This window comes from Pseudomonas sp. B22129, from assembly GCF_044218875.1.
In the GTDB taxonomy this organism is placed as follows: Bacteria; Pseudomonadota; Gammaproteobacteria; order Pseudomonadales; family Pseudomonadaceae; genus Aquipseudomonas.
This window is the reverse complement of sequence record NZ_CP162592.1, coordinates 5,865,405-5,882,331: the sequence shown is the minus strand read 5'-3', so window position 1 is coordinate 5,882,331 and position 16,927 is coordinate 5,865,405. Positions and strand designations below refer to the sequence as shown.

Below are 16,927 nucleotides of genomic sequence, written 5' to 3'. Positions count from 1 at the left end.
GAGGAACGCCCCATGTACACGCTTTATGGCACCGACGAGTCCGGCTCCTGCATGATCGAAATCGCCCTGCAGCGTTGTGGCGTGCAGTGGCAGCGAATCGACGCCAGTTCCTGGGAAGACACTGCGGGCAGTGAAGCCCTGGCGCAGATCAACCCGCTCAAACAGATTCCCACGCTGGTGACCCCCGACGGCCAGGTGCTGACCGAAAGCGCGGCGATCCTGATCCACCTTGGCCTGGCGTTTCCCGCGTCCGCGTTATTGGCCGGCAACCGTGGGCAGATCATCAGAGGCCTGGTGTACATCGCCGCCAATTGCTACTCGGCCATCGGCATCATCGACTACCCGCAACGCTGGCTGGGCGAGGCTGACCAAACGGTGCAGGCGCAATTGACCACCGGTACGCGCCGGTATCTGCATCAGGCCTGGGTGGTGTTTGCCGATCAATTTGCTGACCAGTTGTTCGCGCCCGACGCTGTGCCGAATGCGCTGGGTATCATGGCGGCGGCCGTGTCGCGTTGGGATGAGGCGCGCGAGGTGTTAAGCGCGCTGGCGCCGAGCTTTGCCCAGACACTGGCGCAGGTGGACGCGGACCCTGTGGTGGCCCCCGTGTTTGCACGGCATTGGCCGGATTGGAACGTCTCATGATGTTTCCGCAATCAGCGGAAACAATCACGATTGAACCTGACCAAACCCTTGCGTAGCGGGCGTCCTGACCTACGCTTTCTTAAAGTCGTGTAGGAATCATCCTTGAATTTGACTGTCGCACACATGAAACTCAAGAACCCTGCATGGAATTCAAAGGAGGTGCGCATGCTCATCCGGTCGCTGACCCTGGCTACCTTGATGGCTTTTACGGGGCCGCTGTTGGCCGCTGATGATATCAACCCGCTCAAGCAAGATTTGGGCAAGGCCCGCCCGTTGGTGGTGGTGGAACTCGATTCCGGCAACGAAGCCTTGGCGACCCTCAAGAAGCAATTGGACGAGCCTGCCAACAAGCAGGCCTTTGAAGAACGCAGCATGGTGTTCTACACCGTGAAATTCGGCAGTATCGGCGCGGAAGGGGAGAAGTTCGCCAAAGAGGCGAAGGACAACAAGAAGCTCACGCCACCTGAAACCAATGCGCTGATTCGCGCCCTGAAACTCGGCGCCGGTAGCGGCACCAAAGTGATCCTGGTGGGCAAGGATGGCGAGAAGAAACTCGAGAAGACCGTGCCACCGGATAGCCTCGACCTGAAAGACTTTTTCAGCGCCATCGACCAGATGCCGCAGGCTGAGAAAGACCTCGCGGCCCCGGCCGAGCCAGAGCCCGCTGCGGCGGCGCCAGCCAAGGGCGCAAAAGTTGCAAAGCCAGCCAAACCCGGCAGCAAACCAGCGCCTGCGCAACTCGATGATTAAAAATACATAACCCCTGTGGGAGCGGGCTTGCCCGCGATGACGGTGTATCAGCCAAATATTCTGTCGCTGATACGCCGCCATCGCGGGCAAGCCCGGCTCCCACAGAGGGGCCGCAGTGTGTTCAAGTTTTAGGCGCTTTACGCACCGGAAACGGAAAGTAGAAAAACCGCAAAAACGCCACCCGCTTGATCACTTCCCCGATCAACAACGGCACCACCACCGCCACCACCAGGCCCACACAGGCCGCCAGGAACGGGGGCAGGCCCAGACGCTCCATCAGGTCGAAGGTCTTGTGCTGAATCTCCCCATGGAAGATCAACAGGATCAGCGTGGACTGGCCAATGTAGGTCATCGCCCGCGTCACAAGGGCCGAGACCATCAGCACCTTCGCCAGCGCCCAGCAGGCGTACACGCCAATCACCGCCAACAGGCTGGTCCACAACCAATGATCGTAGCGCCGTTGCGCCAGGTCCATGGTGGCCCAGGTCGGTATGAATACAGCGGCAAATAACAGCACCGAGATCAGCAACGTCAGCCACGAACCCGCGTGAGTGCGCAGCCAGTCGCGCAGCAGGTAGCCGACAATGAAATACATGCTGCTGATCAACGTGATATCCAGGCTGAACGGCAACCCCGGCAACACCCGGTTTTGTCCGGCAATGGTCACCGGCAGTTGCCAGAACAGCGGCAGTATCCAGATGCCGATCAGCAACTGCACGACCATCAGAAGCCCGCTCGCCCACAGCGCCAGCTTCAGGCGCTGGATCAAGCGCAGCATTATCCAACTGAACAGAATCGCCACCCAGAAGTGCGGCAAGAACCACATGGCCTGCCAGGGAATAGTGTCCACCGAGGCATACAGCACGCCGCCGATATCCGGCAACAACGGTTGCCCGCGCAGCAGGGCGCGCACGATCACGTAGAGCAGCATGGTGAAGAAAAACGGTTTGAGCAGGCCATCCGCCTTGCGTATCGCCATCTCCACAAACGGCTGCTCGGGCTTGAACAGCACCCCGGACAGAAAGAAGAACAGCGGCAAGATGAACGACGCCAGAATCGGGTACATCAAGTCCGGGGACGTGGCGACGAACCAGCTGTGGGCATACACGATCACCAGGATGCCGATGCCCCTGGCGATGTCCATTTGAATCCAACGATGTTTCACCTGATCACCCTCGCTTGCCCATTCATGCCTTGCGCCACGGCTTCAGCCACAGCCCCATGCCCAGCAACACCACAGCGCCTGCCAGGGTACTCAGCCCCAATTGCAGCCACACACCTTCGATCCGGAACAGCCCCAACGCCGCCAGCCCCATCACCAGTGCGCTGAGCGCCCAATGCTGTGCCCAAGGCAGAGCGCCCAGCAGCGATTGACGCTGCATCAGCAACAGCGCGGTGCAGATCACACCTGCCAAGGCCGCCAGCGGGATGCCCGCCAGGCCGAACACGAAGGGCAGGGCGCCCAGCAACAACACGTTGACCAGACTGCCCAACAGCTCGCAGCGCATCGGCTGGCGCGTATCGCCGGCGGCGTAGGCGTAACGCGCGAGCAAGGCGTTCCACGCGCCGAATACCAAGGGCACGGCGAACCACGCCAACAGCAGCGGCAATGGCGAATCGGCCGACTGCTTGGGCAGCAACAACGCCACCAGGCTCGGTGCAGCCGCCACCAGGCCGACACCGGCCGGCAACGTCAGCACGCTGGCCGTTTCCAGGCCACGCTTGAGCAGGGCCAGGCGCTCATCGCCCTGGCGGCGGCTCATCATGCCCAGCAGCACCTGGTTGAGGCTCATCAGTGCAATCAGTGGCAGGTTCATCAGCTTGCGGGCAAGGTTGACCCAAGTCACCGCGCCTTCACCCAGCAGCGATGCCACCAGCCGTTCGATCAAGGCCAACCCTTGGCTGGCGCCATTGCTCAGCAACAGCGGGCCGATGCGTTGGCCCAGCTCGCGCAACGGCGCAACGCTCAACTGCCAGCGCCATGGCCGCCAGCCTTGACGCCAGATCGACGGCAGCAGCGCCAACGGCATCAACAGGCTGCCGGCCAGGCACGCCAACGCCAGGGAGTGCGGTTGAGTGGCAGTGCCAGCGAGTGCGAGGTAAGTCACCGGCGGCAGGTTGAACAACAGCGAGCCCAAGCCCGCCAGCACAAACCGTTCGCTGGCCTGCAGCGGAATACTGAACAGCGCATGCAGCATCAAGCCCGGCACGCACCACGCCACGATCTGCAAATTGCTCGCCGCCAACGTTGTGGCGCTGGCGGCCAAGCCCGGGCCGAGCAGTTGCACCAGCCACGGCGCCAGCAACGTCAACAACAGGCTGGTGGCCAGGGCGATCAGCATCAAGGCCGGGAACAGCACCGCCAGCCAGTCCAGCCGCTCGCCCTCCTTGCGTTGCAGGTACAGCGGCAGTGCGGCAGCGCTCAGCACGCCGCCGGCCAATGACATGCGCAACGCCTCGGGCAAAAACAACGCGATCAGGAAGGCGTCACTGCGCTCTCCCGCGCCCCACGCCGCCACCAGCAACCACTCGCGGGCGAACCCCAGGCACAGGCCGAGCAGGGTCGCCAGGGTCAGCCAGACGGCGGAACCCAGCATGGCTAAGGCCGCGCGCCGTCAAGGAGGGGCTTGCGAAACACCACCGCCCTGACCTGCGGCAGGCGTGCCGGAAACAGGCGCCGCGCCTCCAGCACATTGAGGCCCACCATCAGCCAGAACAGCGCAACCATCACCACCGCAAAACTGAAATAGTGGTCAAACAAACCGCTCACCAGCGCCGCGAGAATCCCGGCGGTGCTGCCCAGCCACAGGGCGTTGTCCTTGGTCAGGCGGATCGGGCCTTTTTCCGGGCGGGCTTCGCGCCACCAACGCACCGTCACGGCCACAAACAAGAGCATGCCGACGATGCCGGTCTTGTAGATGAAGTTCAGCCACAGGTTGGAAATGCCCAGCAAATGCGTGCCGGGCACCGGCGGATCGACCTTGAAACCAATGCCGAACGGGTAGGCCGCCACCGCCTGCGGGAACATGCGGTATTCGTCAAAACGCACTTCGGTACTGGCGTTGTCCGAGGAGAAAATCGTCGCCAGCCGGTCCTGCAGCGGCGGGTAAGCCATCACCAGCGCCACGGTCAGTGCCGCGCCGATCATCAACAAGCGCCCGGTGTACGGCACGCGCCGCGTGGCCATCCACATCAGCACCAACGCCAGGCTGACCATCGCGCCACGGCTACTGGCCAGCAGTAATGCGGCTGCGCCAAGGCACGCCACGCCCAGACCCAGCGCGCGCTTCCAACCCTGTTCGGTCACGCCGAAGCAGAACGCCAAGGGCAGCAGCAACGCCATGATCCCGCCGATGGCATTCGGGTGCATCCACGGCGAGCCCATGCGTGAAGCCATGGCTTCAAGACCGAACTTGAGCATGTCGAAGTTGCCGTAGTTGAACACCGCCAGAATCGGTGCAATGCCCGCGCCCGAGCGTGTGCGGATAAACACGGCGATCGACAGCAGCAGCATCGCCAGGGTGCCCAGCAACAGGGCGATCACCAGGGATTCACGGTGCTTGTAATCAGCCAGCAACTTGGCGCTGAGGAACACCGCCGACAGGCTCAGCAACCAGCGTAGCCAGTTGGCCACGCCACTGGTGTCGGCGTGGATAGTCACCTGGCCGACGATAAACGGGAACACGCTGAACAGCATCAGCCACAGCAGCATCTGGTCGGTGGGGCGGCGCGCCAGGCGTGGCGTATCCGGCAGGCGTGCGAGGAAGTTGTGCCACAGCACCGCGCCCCAGGTCAGCGCCAGTATGGCTTCGCTCACGGTACTGCGGATGCCCAGGTTGACGGTCGAGTAGGGCATGAAGGTCGCAACCAGCGCGAACAGCAGCAAACCCCACAGTGGAAAGCGCAGGATGGTCACCGCCGCCGCAAGGCCGATCACGGCCAGAAAGGCCTTGGCCGGTGACAGCAGCAAGGCCAGGGCACCGAACAACAGGCCGAAGAGGACGGCAACCAGGCTGGCCAGGGAAACTCTCATTGCAATTCCTCGATCAGTTCAGCCAGGCGCTGGCGATAGGCGTGTTGATTGAAACGTTCCGCCCATTGCCGGCAGTGCTCGGCGGATTCTTCTACGGAGCGCTCGGCCAGGCGCGTCATCAACTGCACCAGCGCCGGGCCATCGGTGGGCGAAAAACGCGGTGCCGACGGCGGGGTGATTTCATCCAGCGAGGTGCCGCTGGCGACCGCGACCGGCGTGCCGACGCTGAGGGCTTCGATCACCGGCAAGCCAAAGCCTTCAGCGTACGACGGTTGCCACAAGCGCAAAGCCTGGCGGTACAGCGCCTGCAATTCAGCGTCCGACACACCGCTCAACGCGCGAATTCCCGGCAGGCTGCGCTGGGCTTCGGGCAAGTGCTCAAGGCTGCCGACCAGCACCAACTCCGGGACCTTGGGTGATAGCCGCCGCGCCTGCTGCCAGGCATCCACCAGAAACGGCACGTTCTTGCGCAGTTCGCGGGTGCCCACCAGCAGCCAGTAACGCTCCGGCAATTGGCGCGCCGAGAGGTCTGCCGCCAGCCCGACAAAACCTTCGACCTGATTGGGCAGCACGCGCACCTTGCCCGCCGCTTTGGGGAACAGCCGCCCAGTCTCATCGGCGCTGTACTGCGAGGGCGTCCACACGCGGTCGGCGCTGTGCACCGCGTAAGCAATCGACAGGCGATCGCTGGTCTTGTAGATCAGCGCTTTGAGGCGGTTGGCGTGGTAGTTGTTCAAGGTGATCTGAAACAGGTCATGCAGCAGCACCACGGTGCGCAACCCCTTGGGTTTGGGCGGCAGCGGCAGGCCCATATTGAAGGTGCTGATGTACACATCAATGTGCTGCTCGCGCAATGCACGCGGCAGAAAGCCGGCCTCGAAGCGCAAACGGTTGTGCGGCTGGTGCATGGCGGTTTTCGCGCAGCCCCAGGCCGGGCAGTGGGCCTGCAGCCGGGTTTCATCGCCCAGCGGTGCGACGGTAAAGCGCTCAAGCTCGATGCCCGGCAGGCTGCGCAGGGCATCTTCCAGTGCGTAGACCTGGCGGCTGATCCCAGATTGCGGCGAGGTGCCGACGGTGCGGTAATCCAGGCCTATACGCATGCGGGCTCCTTTTGATTGAGCGGCGCCAGCGTCGCGTACACCTGCTCCAGCTGGCTGGCGGCCACGCTCCAGTCATGGGCGCGGCGTACATAGGCGCGGCCGGCTTCGCCCATGGGCGCGGCAGCCTCGGGAAACTGCAGCAGGCGCACGACGGCGTCGGCCAGCCCGGTGGCGGTTTGGCCGCCGAGGTAGTCCAGGCCTTCGATCAGGTCCAGGCCCGACACGCCTTGCTCGGTGCTGGCCAACGGCAGCCCGGCGGCCAGGGCCTCCAGCACTTTGAGCTTGGAGCCGCCGCCATGGCGCAGTGGTGCCAGGAACACCGAACAGCTCGATTGCAGGTTCAACAGGTTCGGCACAAAGCCTTGCCATTCGATGCGTGGGTCTTTCCAGCGCTCGCGCCAACTGCCGGGCATGCCGAACCCGCACACACTCATGCGCGCATCCGGGCAGCGTTCCCAGACCTTGGGCAGGATTTCATCCAGCGCCCATTCGATAGCGTCCACGTTGGGGGCGTATTCGTAGTTGCCCAGAAACAGAATGCGGCGGGTCGAAGGGTCAGGGTGGGCGCCGGCGAAGTGATCGCAGTCCACGCCATTGACCACCACCGGCACCGGTTTGCCGGCAATTTTTTCCAGCACTTGGGCGTCGCTGTCGGTGACCGCCACCACTTGGGTGGCCTGGCGCATCACGCGGTGTTCCCAGCGGCTGTAGCGCCATTGATCGTAGCGAATGAACGGCAATGCCCAGCGTGGCAGGCGGTCGTAAGTGGCCGCGCCTAGGGCCGACTCAACATTGTGTTCGGTCAGCACAAACGGCTGGGATTTGCGCGCGAGGGCATCTTCATACGGCTGGAAGGTGTAGGTGTGTTCGATCTGCACCACGTCCCAATGCTCGTTGAGCAATTGGTTGAAGGTGTCCTGCAACCCGCCCGACAGGCCATTCACGCTGGCCAGCAGCGGGTAGGGCGCAAACAACCCGGCTACCAGGGTTTTCAGGCTGCGCAACGGGCGGCGCGGCAGGATGATCAATTGTTCGACGAAGCTTTCCAGCACCTGGCGGTCGGTCAGTGACACCGGGTGTTTGTCATGCAGCAGCAAGGTGATCCGGTGCCCGCGCGCGGCCAGGCTGCGCAGCAAATGGAACTGGCGCGTCTTGCCGCCGCTGGTGGCGGGCCAGGGTGAGTAGGGCAGGATCCATAAAATGCGCATGGCGGGCTCTAATCCCATAGCAGAATTTGCAGGTTCGACTTGACCGGTACGGTCAAACCGTTGGTGCCGCTCACCGGGGTTTGCGTGCCGCGCAACGGGTCGTACAGGGTGGCGCTGCTCAGATTCGGCAAATGCGCATTACCGCCTTGCGCCGACCAGAAGAACCACAGCTTGTGGCCGTCGGCGCGGGTCCAGCCGATGCTGAACAGGCCGTCGGGCAGTTGGTCGGCCGTCGGCGGGTCGCCCGGTGTGAGCTGTGGCCCGGTGGTGTCGAGGAAGTTCTTCAGCGCGGTGTAGGACGGCTTGGGGTTGGCGTCGATATCGAGCAAGCCATAGGACTGGTCACGCACGCTGGCGCGCTGGTCGAGGTCGCTCAAGGTGAACAGGAAAATCTTGTCGTAATCCATCGCACTCATCAGCGCGACGCGGCGCACGATGTAATCAGCCTGGCCTTGCTGGGTGATGATGTCCTGGGCGTCTTTGGGCCCGGTGTAGGTTGACCAGCCCCACTCGGTGCTCCACAGGGTTTGCACACCGCCGCCGCGCAGTGCCTGGTTGAGCGCGGTGGTCTTGGCGATAAAGTCGAGGTTGGCCGGGTCGTTGCCTTCGGGCAACTGGGTGTAGGGGTGATAGGAAATCGTGGTGTTCAGGCTGGCCACGCCGAGGGCCCCCAGCGCATCGAACATGGTTTGGCCGTTGGGCATTTCACTGAAAAACGCCATGCCCGCCGCGACCACCGGCTTGCTCGGGTTCACCGCGCGCAGGGCATTGGCGGTGGCGGTCAACAGGGTCGCGTAGCCGGCTGGGTCGGCCACCGGGCGCCAGAAGCCGAGCAGGTTGGGCTCGTTCCACACCTGCCAGGCGTCCACGCTGGGATAACGCTGGGCCAGCAACGCCATGCGGTTGGCGAACAGGTTCGGGTCTTGCGGCGGGTACTGGTCCTGATAGGGCGCGCCCGCCGGTGCAGTGGTGGCGAAGGGCGCCGAACCCACCAGGTAGAACACGGATTTGAGCTGGTTGGTTTGCAGGTTGCCGACCAACTGATCCAGGGTCGCGATCTGGTATTGGCCCTGCACCGGCTCCAGTTGGTCCCAGTGCAAATCCAGGCGCACCCACTCCAGGCCCAACGCTTTGAGTTTGTCGATCTGCTGTTGATACAGCGTGGGGCTGAACCACAAAAACTGCGCGTTCACCCCCAGAAAATCCTTCCACACCACCACCTTGTTGCCCTTGAGCACGTGGTTTTCGGCATCGGCTTGGCGGCCCCACATAAAGGCGGTCAGGCCCAGCGCGGCGACCACCGCGAGGGTGGCGAAATAGGTACGTTTACGCGCCATAAGAAGCTCCCGCAATCGCCTGCTCAAAGAGCTGCTTGAACTTCTGCGCGGTCAGCGGCCACAGGCGTTCACGGCCAATTTCCCCGGCGCGCTCGGCCCAGTCCCGCGCCAGCAACGGCGTGCGTGCCAGGCGCAGCAGTTGTTCGCTCAATGCTTGCACATCGCCTTCCGGGTAGATCGCCCCGTTACCGCTGGCGACCTCTTCGGCAAAAGCCCGGGCGTTCGACGTAATCGCCCCGCGCCCACACGCGGCGGCCCAGGACAGCGCGCCACTGGTGCCGCGCTGGCGCCCCAGCAGGCCGAGCTTTTTTGATTCGCGATAGGGCAACACCATCACATGGTGCGCCTGGATCGTCTGCGCAATCTCGCCCGCCGGCAGGTTCAGCCGCCAGTCGATGACGCCTTCCAGGCCGAGGTCGGCGATCTGGCGGTTGAGGTGTTCCAGGTAATTGCCGCCTGCGCCAAACGCCATTTCGGCGGCAGTGCCACCGGCCAGGGTCAGGCGCACACGGTCACGCAATTCAGGGGCTTGCTTGAAGACGGCGGCCAGGGCCTGCAACAGGTCTTCAATGCCTTTGCCACGGTAGATAAAGCCGAAATACAGCAGGTGCAGGGTGTCCAGCGGCGGCAACGGGGCTGGCGCAATGGCCAGGTTGGCGTGGTTGATCACCGCCACTTTGCCCGCCGGCAGGTGCATGCGCTGCGTCAGGCAGTCAGCGCCGAGGCGGGTGAGGGTGATCAAGCGCGTCAGGCCTGTGGCGACCTGGCGCTCTTCGCGCAGGGTCAGTGGGTCGGCCAGCACCACCGCCGCCTGGGGCAGCGGGCTCGGCAAGCGCTCCAGCAGGTTCAACGGAAACGGCAGTTGTTCGCGCCGCCACACGATGCGCTCCGGGTCATGCACGGTGGCGGTCAACGGCAGGCTGGGATACGCCTTGCGCAGCTCGCGCAACGCCAGGAACTCCCCCAACCGCCCGCCGCCCAGCTCGGCGTGGACCAGGTCCACGCTCTGCCAGTCGAAGCGGCTGATGGCGTGTTTGATCGCCACGCGGTTGCCGTCCACGCCGCTCAACGGTGTCGCCACCGTCACGCCCACTTGCTCCAGAGCCGCCTTGAAATGGTTCGCGTAGTCGGCGATCCCGTTTTTCTCCGGCGGCAAAGGCGCGAGCAGGGCGATGCGCATCAGAACGCCCCCCGGTACTTGGCGATGGTTTGGAGCACCTTGGCCGGCACTTCGAATTTGCGCCGGTTGATGATGATGCCGTCCACTTTGCCAAACGCGGTGTTGAGGATCGACAGCGCATGTTCCACCACCGGCACCGTGCTGTGCTGCGCTTCCACCACCAGCGCAATCAGGTCGGCACGGCGCAGGGTGATGAACGCATCACGGTTGTCCAGCAATGCCGAAGCGTCCAGCAGGACCACTTCGCCAGGCTCTGCGCTGGCGAGGCCACCGACGCGCACGTTGATGCCGTTCTCTTGCAGCAACTGGCGCAGTTGTTCCACCACAAAGGTCACCCCTTCGCCGTGGCGCGCCGAGGTCAGCCCGAGGGTCAGGCCTTGCTCGGCGATGCGGTCCGGCTGCAGCAAGCTGTATAGCCGGTAGATGCTCGCATTGAACGCGTTGGTGCTTTGCGCGGTGGTGGTGTCCAGCTCCGGCAACGTAGTCCACAGCGGCAGGCCGAACTTGCGTTCCACCAGGCCGCCATCGTGAATGCGCTGGTCGAGCAGGTAGCACAGGTAGATCACCAGCAAGCCGACGACGATGGCAAACGGCACCGCCAGCACCAGCATCAACAGGGTTTTGGGGAAGATGCGGCCCGGGTTCAGGGTGGCTTCTTCGATCACGGCGATGTTGCTGATCTGGCTGTTGTCCAGCTCGCGGTCGATGCGTGATTTTTCCAGGTTGTCCACGTACAGCGCGTAGTTGCGCTCGGTGGCGCTCAGCTCGCGGGAAAGGCGGGCCAGTTCCGGCTCGATCTCCAGCGCCTGCTTGCGCTGCGCTTCCAGGTTGGCCAGCTGTTTCTGTTGCTGAACCAGTTGGGTACGCAGGGCCAGGTTGTTGCTCGACTCATCCAGCAACACCCGCTGCAAGTGGATCTCCAGGGTGTTTGGCGCGCGGTTTTCCGAGCTTTGCACGGTGTTGCTTTCGCTGGCGACCTGCGCCTCCATTGCGCGGATCGAGGCGTCCAGCGCTTTGACCGGCGGCGCGTTGTCGGTGTAGGTGCGCATCATATCGGCCTTTTCCAGCAGCTTCTGGTTGAGCAGGCGACGCAAGTCCTGCTGCTGCGGGTTCAAGGCGATCTGGCGAACGGTCGTCACTTCCTTGGGCTGGGTCTTGAGCTGCGTACGGGTGCTCTCGATGGCGCTGTCGGAAGAAGCGATCAGGCGGGTGGTATTGAAGGTCTCGCCGCGCAGCACGTTGATGCGCTCGGACAAGTCTTCCAGGCGATCGGTAATGCTCGCCGCGCCGATCTCGTTCAAGTGCGTGAGGATCTGTTCCTTGTAGCTCTTGATTTCGTTGGCGCTGGTGTTCACCTGGCCCTCATAGAACGCATACAGGCTCTTGCGACCCAGGGCCTGGGTGCGATCGGTAATGTAGGTTTCGATCCAATCCTTGACCACGGACTGGGCAATTTCCGGATCGCCCCACTTGAAGCTGATGTCCATCACCGTGGAGCCCACGGCGTGGCTGACCTCGAAGTTCTTCTCAAGGCTTGCCGCCAGGCGTTCCACCGGCGTGGTTTTTTCGACGATGCCGACGGTTTCCAGCACCACGCGGATGCCGTCGAAAACCCCGCCGACGCCGGCCTTGATGTAGTACTTGGTACGTTTCCAGAAGCCTTCGGGTGGCGGCGCGTTTTCGATGGCTTCCAGGTAATGCTCAGCCACCGTGCGCACGATGGGGCGACCGGTCAGCAGGCGCTCCTCGTCGACAATCGGGTCGCGCTGGGTACTGGGCATGACCAGCGCCTGGCGGTTGCTGATTTCGATGGGCAGCGTCGAATCACGCCCCGGTTTGACCAGCAGGCGCGCGGTGGATTCGTACTTGGCCGGCAGCAAGAAGGCCCCCAGCAGGATGATCACCAGCGCCGCGATGGCCGCCAGCTTGAACTCGTGCCGGAAGATGAAGAACAGGCGCAGAAGATCACGAAAAGAACGGATCTCGATCATGGGATGTCGCTCCTTTAGTTATTGCCGCCGCTGGTTTTGGTGTAGTTGTAGCCAACCCCAATGGATTTGGTGAACGGGATCAATTGGTTCAAGTAGGTATCCACCCCCTGGATGCGCTCGCCGACGTTGGACTTGGGTACGAACACCACGTCTCCGCGCTGCAGGCGCACCGATTTGCGCCCGTTGGGGCCGGGTTTGAGGTATTGGCTGAAGTCCAGGAAGTAAGCGCGATACACGCCTTGGGTGTCTTCACGCAGCAGCGCAACCATGCTGGCATCACCCGAAGGGTTGACCCCGCCGGCGCCGACAATCGCTTGTTCCAGGGTGTTGGCCGTGCCGATCTGCACCGCCGTCGGGTTGTTCACCGCGCCGCCGACGATCACCGAGTTGCCCGGTGCCTGGTTGATGTTCACCGTCACGCGCGGCTCGCGGTAGACCGGTGCGAGCTTGTTGCTCAGCTCGGTGGCCAGCTCCGAAGGCTGGCGACCGGCGACCTGGATCGGCCCCAGAAACGGATAGTTGATCTTGCCGTCGGTTTGCACCGTGTACAGCGTCAGCTCGTAGATGGTGCTGACGTTGAACGCCGACAGCGTCGGCATCTCCCCTGCGTCGCGTACGATGCGCAGCTGGTCGCCGACGCGAATGCGTTCCACGGCCTGCGGCAATTGCGCCAACTGTTCGAGGGCGCGCTTGCCATCCTCGACAGACTGGCTGTCCGGACGGACGATGCGGGCGGGGGTATTGCAGGCGGCCAGGGCCAGCATGGCCACAACGAGCAAGGTTCGTTTCATCAGGGGGGACTTCCTGTAGGTCATGATGCTCACCTCCAATAACCGGGGAACATGCTGATGCGCCGCTTGAGGGCGACGGGGAGGCGGCGTTCCAGATGGCCCAGGCGGTAGCCGAGCAACTTGAACGCGCTGCGCACCAGGACTTCGGGTACGCGGTGCAATGCACCGGCTGCGCGCAATGCCGCGAGCTCAGCCAGTACATAGCGTTTACCTTCACCGCCGGCATCGCCAAAGGCTTGGCGAATCCACGGCTCGCGACCGTAGAACACGCCAATGTCGAAGTAGCGGTGGAACTCATCCATGAGTCGGTAATCGTGGGAGTGGTACACCCGCGCCGAGGCGGCGTAGCGTACGGTGTAGCCCGCAAGCAGCATGCGTGCGGCCACGTAGGCGTCTTCGCTGCCGATCACGTCGGCGGGAAAGCCACCCACGGCCTGCAAGGCACTGCGTCGGTACACGGAAAACGAGTCGGAGCTGAAGCAGGTCTTGATCCCCAACGCCGGCGCATCGGCCAGGCGTTTGCTGCGGCTCTGGTCCGGGTAATTGAAGTGCCGCGACTGCGCGCCCAGCACTCCGGCGCCGGGGTGCGGCAGTTGGCGGCCATAGGCGACGCCGTTGAGCGGGTCTTGCTGCAACTCGGCGAGCAGGTTGGCGAAGGTTTCGGGACCTGCCGGGATCGCGTCCTGGGTCATCACGATCAGGGCGTCGCCGCTCACCTGCTCGCTGGCCCAGCGCCGCGTGCCGCCGTGGTTGAAGTCCTGTGCATCGATCACCTCGACCCGGGCGCCGAACTCGCGAAAGCGCGCCACGGTGTCATCGCTGGAGGCGCTGTCGACCACCAGCATCTCGTCCGGTTGCAACGTCTGCATCTTCAGCGCAGGCAGCAGCCGTGCCAGGTGGCTGGACGCGTTGCGGGTCGGGATGATCAACGAAGTGCGCATGTCATTTCTTCACTTCGGCAGGCGCACGCCCGTAGATGTCGTCAAAGCGTACGATGTCGTCTTCACCCAGGTACTCGCCGCTCTGCACCTCGATCATGACCAGGTCGATGATGCCGGGGTTGGTCAGGCGGTGTTTGTGCCCGGCGGGAATATAGGTGGACTCGTTGGCGTTGATCAGGAATTCGCGATCGCCATTGGTGATTTGCGCGGCACCGCTGACCACCACCCAGTGCTCGCTGCGGTGGTGATGCATCTGCAGCGACAACGACGCTTGCGGCTTGACCACGATGCGCTTGATCTTGAACCGGCTGCTTTCCTCCAGCACCGTGTAGGTGCCCCACGGCCGCGTGACGGTGCGGTGCAGGCTGAAGGCCGGGTGATTCTGGCGCTTGAGTTCGGCAACGATGTAGCGCACATCCTGGCTGCGATGAGCGTCGGCGATGAGCAGTGCGTCGGGGGTGTCGACGATGATCAGGTCGCGCACGCCGACGGCGCCGAGCACGCGTTTGGGCGAGTCGATGTAGCAGTTGTGCACGTCATGCAAGATCGCTTCGCCGTTCACTTGGTTGCCATGGGCATCGCTCGGGGTGAGCTGGCGCAGGGCTTCCCAGGAACCGATGTCGCTCCAGCCGATGTCGCAGGGCACTACGGCGACTTGTTTGGATTTTTCCATCAATGCCACATCGATGGAGATATCTGGCGCGCTGCCGAAGGCCTCCGCGTCCAGTTCACGCTGGCGCGAAGTTTTGTTTTGCAGGCTCTGGCTGTGTTCCAGCGCAGCTGTGGCGGCGGTCAGCACGTCGGGCGCGTGGGTGGCGAGTTCTTCGATCAGGGTGCTGGCCTTGAAGCAGAACATGCCGGCGTTCCACAGGTGTTTGCCGCCATCGAGGTAGGCCTGGGCGGTGGCCAGGTCGGGCTTCTCGACAAAGCGTTTGACCCGGTTGCCGGTGCCCAGCGCTTCGCCTTTTTCGATGTAGCCGAAGCCGGTTTCCGGGTGATCGGGCTGGATGCCGAAGGTCACCAGGTAACCCGCTTCGGCGAGGTCACGGGCTTCATTGACGGCTTGGGCGAACGCCACTTCATTGAGAATCAAATGGTCGGCCGGCATCACCAGTAACTGGGCGGCGTCGCCGAAATGCTCCTGCACGTGCAACGCCGCCACGGCGATGGCCGCCGCCGTGTTGCGGCCGAAGGGTTCGAGCAACAGGTCCAGGGGCAGGTGGGCCTTGTTGACGCCACGGTAGTCGTCAAGGGTGCGAAACAGCAGGTCGCGGTTGGTCACCGTGAGCACGCTTTCCACGCCCGGTAATTTGGCGGCGCGCTGGAAAGTTTTCTGCAGCAGGCTCTGGCCGTCACGCATGCGCATGAAGGGTTTGGGCATGTTCTGGCGGGACACTGGCCACAGCCGTGTGCCCGAACCACCGGAAATGATGCAGGGAATTAATCCGTTGAGGGTATTCATCAATAGACTTCCTTGGTGGAAAGGACGGCCGGGACCGTCATGAAGACGATGTACAAGTCAAACCACACCGACCATTTGGAGATGTACTCCAGGTCGTACTCGACACGTTTCTGGATCTTGAACAGGGTGTCGGTTTCGCCCCGGTAACCATTGATTTGCGCCCAGCCGGTGATGCCTGGCTTGACCCGGTGCCGCGAGCTGTACTCGCTCACCGCCACTTCAAACGGAATACCCGCCGCTTTGGTGGCCGTGGCGTGGGGGCGCGGGCCGACCATGGACATGTTGCCCAGCAGCACGTTGAACAGCTGCGGCAACTCGTCGATGCTGGTTTTGCGGATGATGCGGCCCACACGGGTGATGCGCGGGTCTTTGCGGGTGGTTTGCTGTTCGGCGGTAAAGTCGCTCTGTTCGGTGAACATCGAGCGGAACTTGAACACGCGAATCTCGTTATCGTTGTAGCCATAGCGGTTCTGGCGAAACAGCACCGGGCCCTTGGAGTCGAGCTTGATCGCAATCGCCGTCGCCAGCATCACCGGTGACAGCGCCACGAGGGCGAAGCTTGCGAGCAGCAAATCCTCAAAGCGCTTGATCACCGGCGACCAGCCGCGCAATGGCAACTGCGAGGTGTTGAACATCAGGATGCCGCCCACATCGGTAATCTTGCTGTGGCCGTAGCGCAGGGCGGCCATGTCGGGCACCAGCATCACGTTCACCGACATCTGCCGCAGGCGGTTGACCAGCCCATGAATGCGCTGCTCGGCAGCCCAGGGCAGGCAGATCATCACCTGGTTGACCTGCTCGGCGCGGATCAGTTTTTCCAGGTCACGGGTGTTGCCCAGCAGGGGCAGGTTGCTCAATTCCTTGGGGATGCGCTCGGTGCGGTCGTCGATAAAACCGATCAGGCCGGAGCGGATATCGCCATTGCGTTGCAGGTGGTCGGCGACGTGCACGGCGGTGTCGGTGAAGCCCAGGATCACCGTGCGTTGCAGGTATTTGCCCTTGCGCATCAGGTTGCGGTAAAGGCGCAGCATCACCAGGCGTTCGACGCACAGCAACCCCAGGGTGGCGACGTACCACATCACCAGGTTGCGGGGGGTCAATTGCGGGAAGAACTGCAGAATCTGGTACATGAACAGCAGGATGCAGAAGGCGGCGGACCAGGCCACGGTTTTCGAGCGCAGGCGCAAGCGGTTGCTGAACAGTTCTTCAGAGTAGATGCCCATGGCATGAAACAGAATGATGGTCAGAATCGCAAAAAACAGCAGCAGGCCGAGAAAGTGGGTGCGCAGCTCAGGGGCCAAGGGATCGATGAAAAGCACCAAAACCAATGGCGGCAAAATCGCAGTCAGGCCATGGACCAACTTGACGAAAACAACAAAGAACTCAACAAAACCGGCACGGGTCAGAAACAGGCTGTCGACTGACGACTTCTCTCGCATAAAAACATCCCTCATTGCACTCCAGGCTTTTTGTTCGACTCAAAATCCGA

Annotated in this window: 14 protein-coding genes; 2 read left to right on the top strand and 12 right to left on the bottom strand. The window is 62.9% G+C overall.

The features are described from left to right. Positions 1-12: 12 nt before the first annotated feature. Together AB4P94_RS26610 and AB4P94_RS26605 are read left to right on the top strand one after the other, a co-directional pair. Complete coding sequence (locus AB4P94_RS26610; protein ID WP_395608260.1) at positions 13-645, top strand: glutathione S-transferase N-terminal domain-containing protein; 633 nt, start codon at positions 13-15, stop codon at positions 643-645. Between the two features lie 165 nt (positions 646-810). Beyond that, on the top strand, positions 811-1,395 hold the full coding sequence (locus AB4P94_RS26605; RefSeq protein WP_395608259.1) for a DUF4174 domain-containing protein: 585 nt from the start codon (positions 811-813) through the stop codon (positions 1,393-1,395). A 121-nt stretch (positions 1,396-1,516) separates the two neighbouring features. Here AB4P94_RS26605 and AB4P94_RS26600 read toward each other — a convergent pair whose 3' ends face one another. Genes AB4P94_RS26600 through AB4P94_RS26545 form a run of 12 tightly spaced genes read right to left on the bottom strand, consistent with a single transcriptional unit; the run spans position 1,517 to position 16,877 of the window. Beyond that, entirely contained in the window at positions 1,517-2,539 is a 1,023-nt protein-coding gene (locus tag AB4P94_RS26600) for an acyltransferase family protein (RefSeq protein WP_395608258.1), read from the bottom strand. A gap of 43 nt (positions 2,540-2,582) precedes the next feature. Beyond that, positions 2,583-3,992: a murein biosynthesis integral membrane protein MurJ gene (gene murJ, locus AB4P94_RS26595; RefSeq protein WP_395608257.1), complete on the bottom strand. Its 1,410-nt coding sequence runs from the start codon at positions 3,990-3,992 to the stop codon at positions 2,583-2,585. Between the two features lie 2 nt (positions 3,993-3,994). After that, a complete protein-coding gene (locus AB4P94_RS26590) occupies positions 3,995-5,428 on the bottom strand; it encodes an O-antigen ligase family protein (protein WP_395608256.1) in 1,434 nt (477 codons plus the stop codon). Next, a complete protein-coding gene (locus AB4P94_RS26585) occupies positions 5,425-6,528 on the bottom strand; it encodes a glycosyltransferase family 4 protein (protein WP_395608255.1) in 1,104 nt (367 codons plus the stop codon). Before AB4P94_RS26585 ends, AB4P94_RS26590 begins: the two co-directional genes overlap by 4 nt. Continuing rightward, positions 6,519-7,736, bottom strand: a complete 1,218-nt coding sequence (locus tag AB4P94_RS26580) for a glycosyltransferase family 4 protein (protein ID WP_395608254.1) — start codon at positions 7,734-7,736, stop codon at positions 6,519-6,521. The genes AB4P94_RS26585 and AB4P94_RS26580 overlap by 10 nt, the downstream gene beginning before the upstream one ends. 8 nt (positions 7,737-7,744) lie before the next feature. Continuing rightward, positions 7,745-9,073 (bottom strand): cellulase family glycosylhydrolase, encoded by a 1,329-nt coding sequence (locus AB4P94_RS26575; protein ID WP_395608253.1) that lies wholly within the window; start codon positions 9,071-9,073, stop codon positions 7,745-7,747. Further along, positions 9,063-10,253 (bottom strand): glycosyltransferase, encoded by a 1,191-nt coding sequence (locus AB4P94_RS26570; RefSeq protein ID WP_395608252.1) that lies wholly within the window; start codon positions 10,251-10,253, stop codon positions 9,063-9,065. Before AB4P94_RS26570 ends, AB4P94_RS26575 begins: the two co-directional genes overlap by 11 nt. Then, positions 10,253-12,244, bottom strand: a complete 1,992-nt coding sequence (locus AB4P94_RS26565; RefSeq protein WP_395608251.1) for a GumC family protein — start codon at positions 12,242-12,244, stop codon at positions 10,253-10,255. The genes AB4P94_RS26570 and AB4P94_RS26565 overlap by 1 nt, the downstream gene beginning before the upstream one ends. Positions 12,245-12,258: 14 nt before the next feature. Next, complete coding sequence (locus tag AB4P94_RS26560; RefSeq protein ID WP_395608250.1) at positions 12,259-13,035, bottom strand: polysaccharide biosynthesis/export family protein; 777 nt, start codon at positions 13,033-13,035, stop codon at positions 12,259-12,261. A gap of 29 nt (positions 13,036-13,064) precedes the next feature. Beyond that, positions 13,065-13,976 carry a glycosyltransferase family 2 protein gene (locus AB4P94_RS26555; RefSeq protein WP_395608249.1) on the bottom strand — a complete coding sequence of 304 codons (912 nt, stop codon included), beginning with the start codon at positions 13,974-13,976 and terminating at the stop codon, positions 13,065-13,067. 1 nt (position 13,977) lies between these two features. Continuing rightward, positions 13,978-15,438, bottom strand: coding sequence for a mannose-1-phosphate guanylyltransferase/mannose-6-phosphate isomerase (locus AB4P94_RS26550; protein WP_395608248.1), 1,461 nt, complete (start codon positions 15,436-15,438; stop codon positions 13,978-13,980). Next, on the bottom strand, positions 15,438-16,877 hold the full coding sequence (locus tag AB4P94_RS26545; protein ID WP_395608247.1) for an undecaprenyl-phosphate glucose phosphotransferase: 1,440 nt from the start codon (positions 16,875-16,877) through the stop codon (positions 15,438-15,440). Before AB4P94_RS26545 ends, AB4P94_RS26550 begins: the two co-directional genes overlap by 1 nt. Between the last annotated feature and the right edge of the window lie 50 nt (positions 16,878-16,927).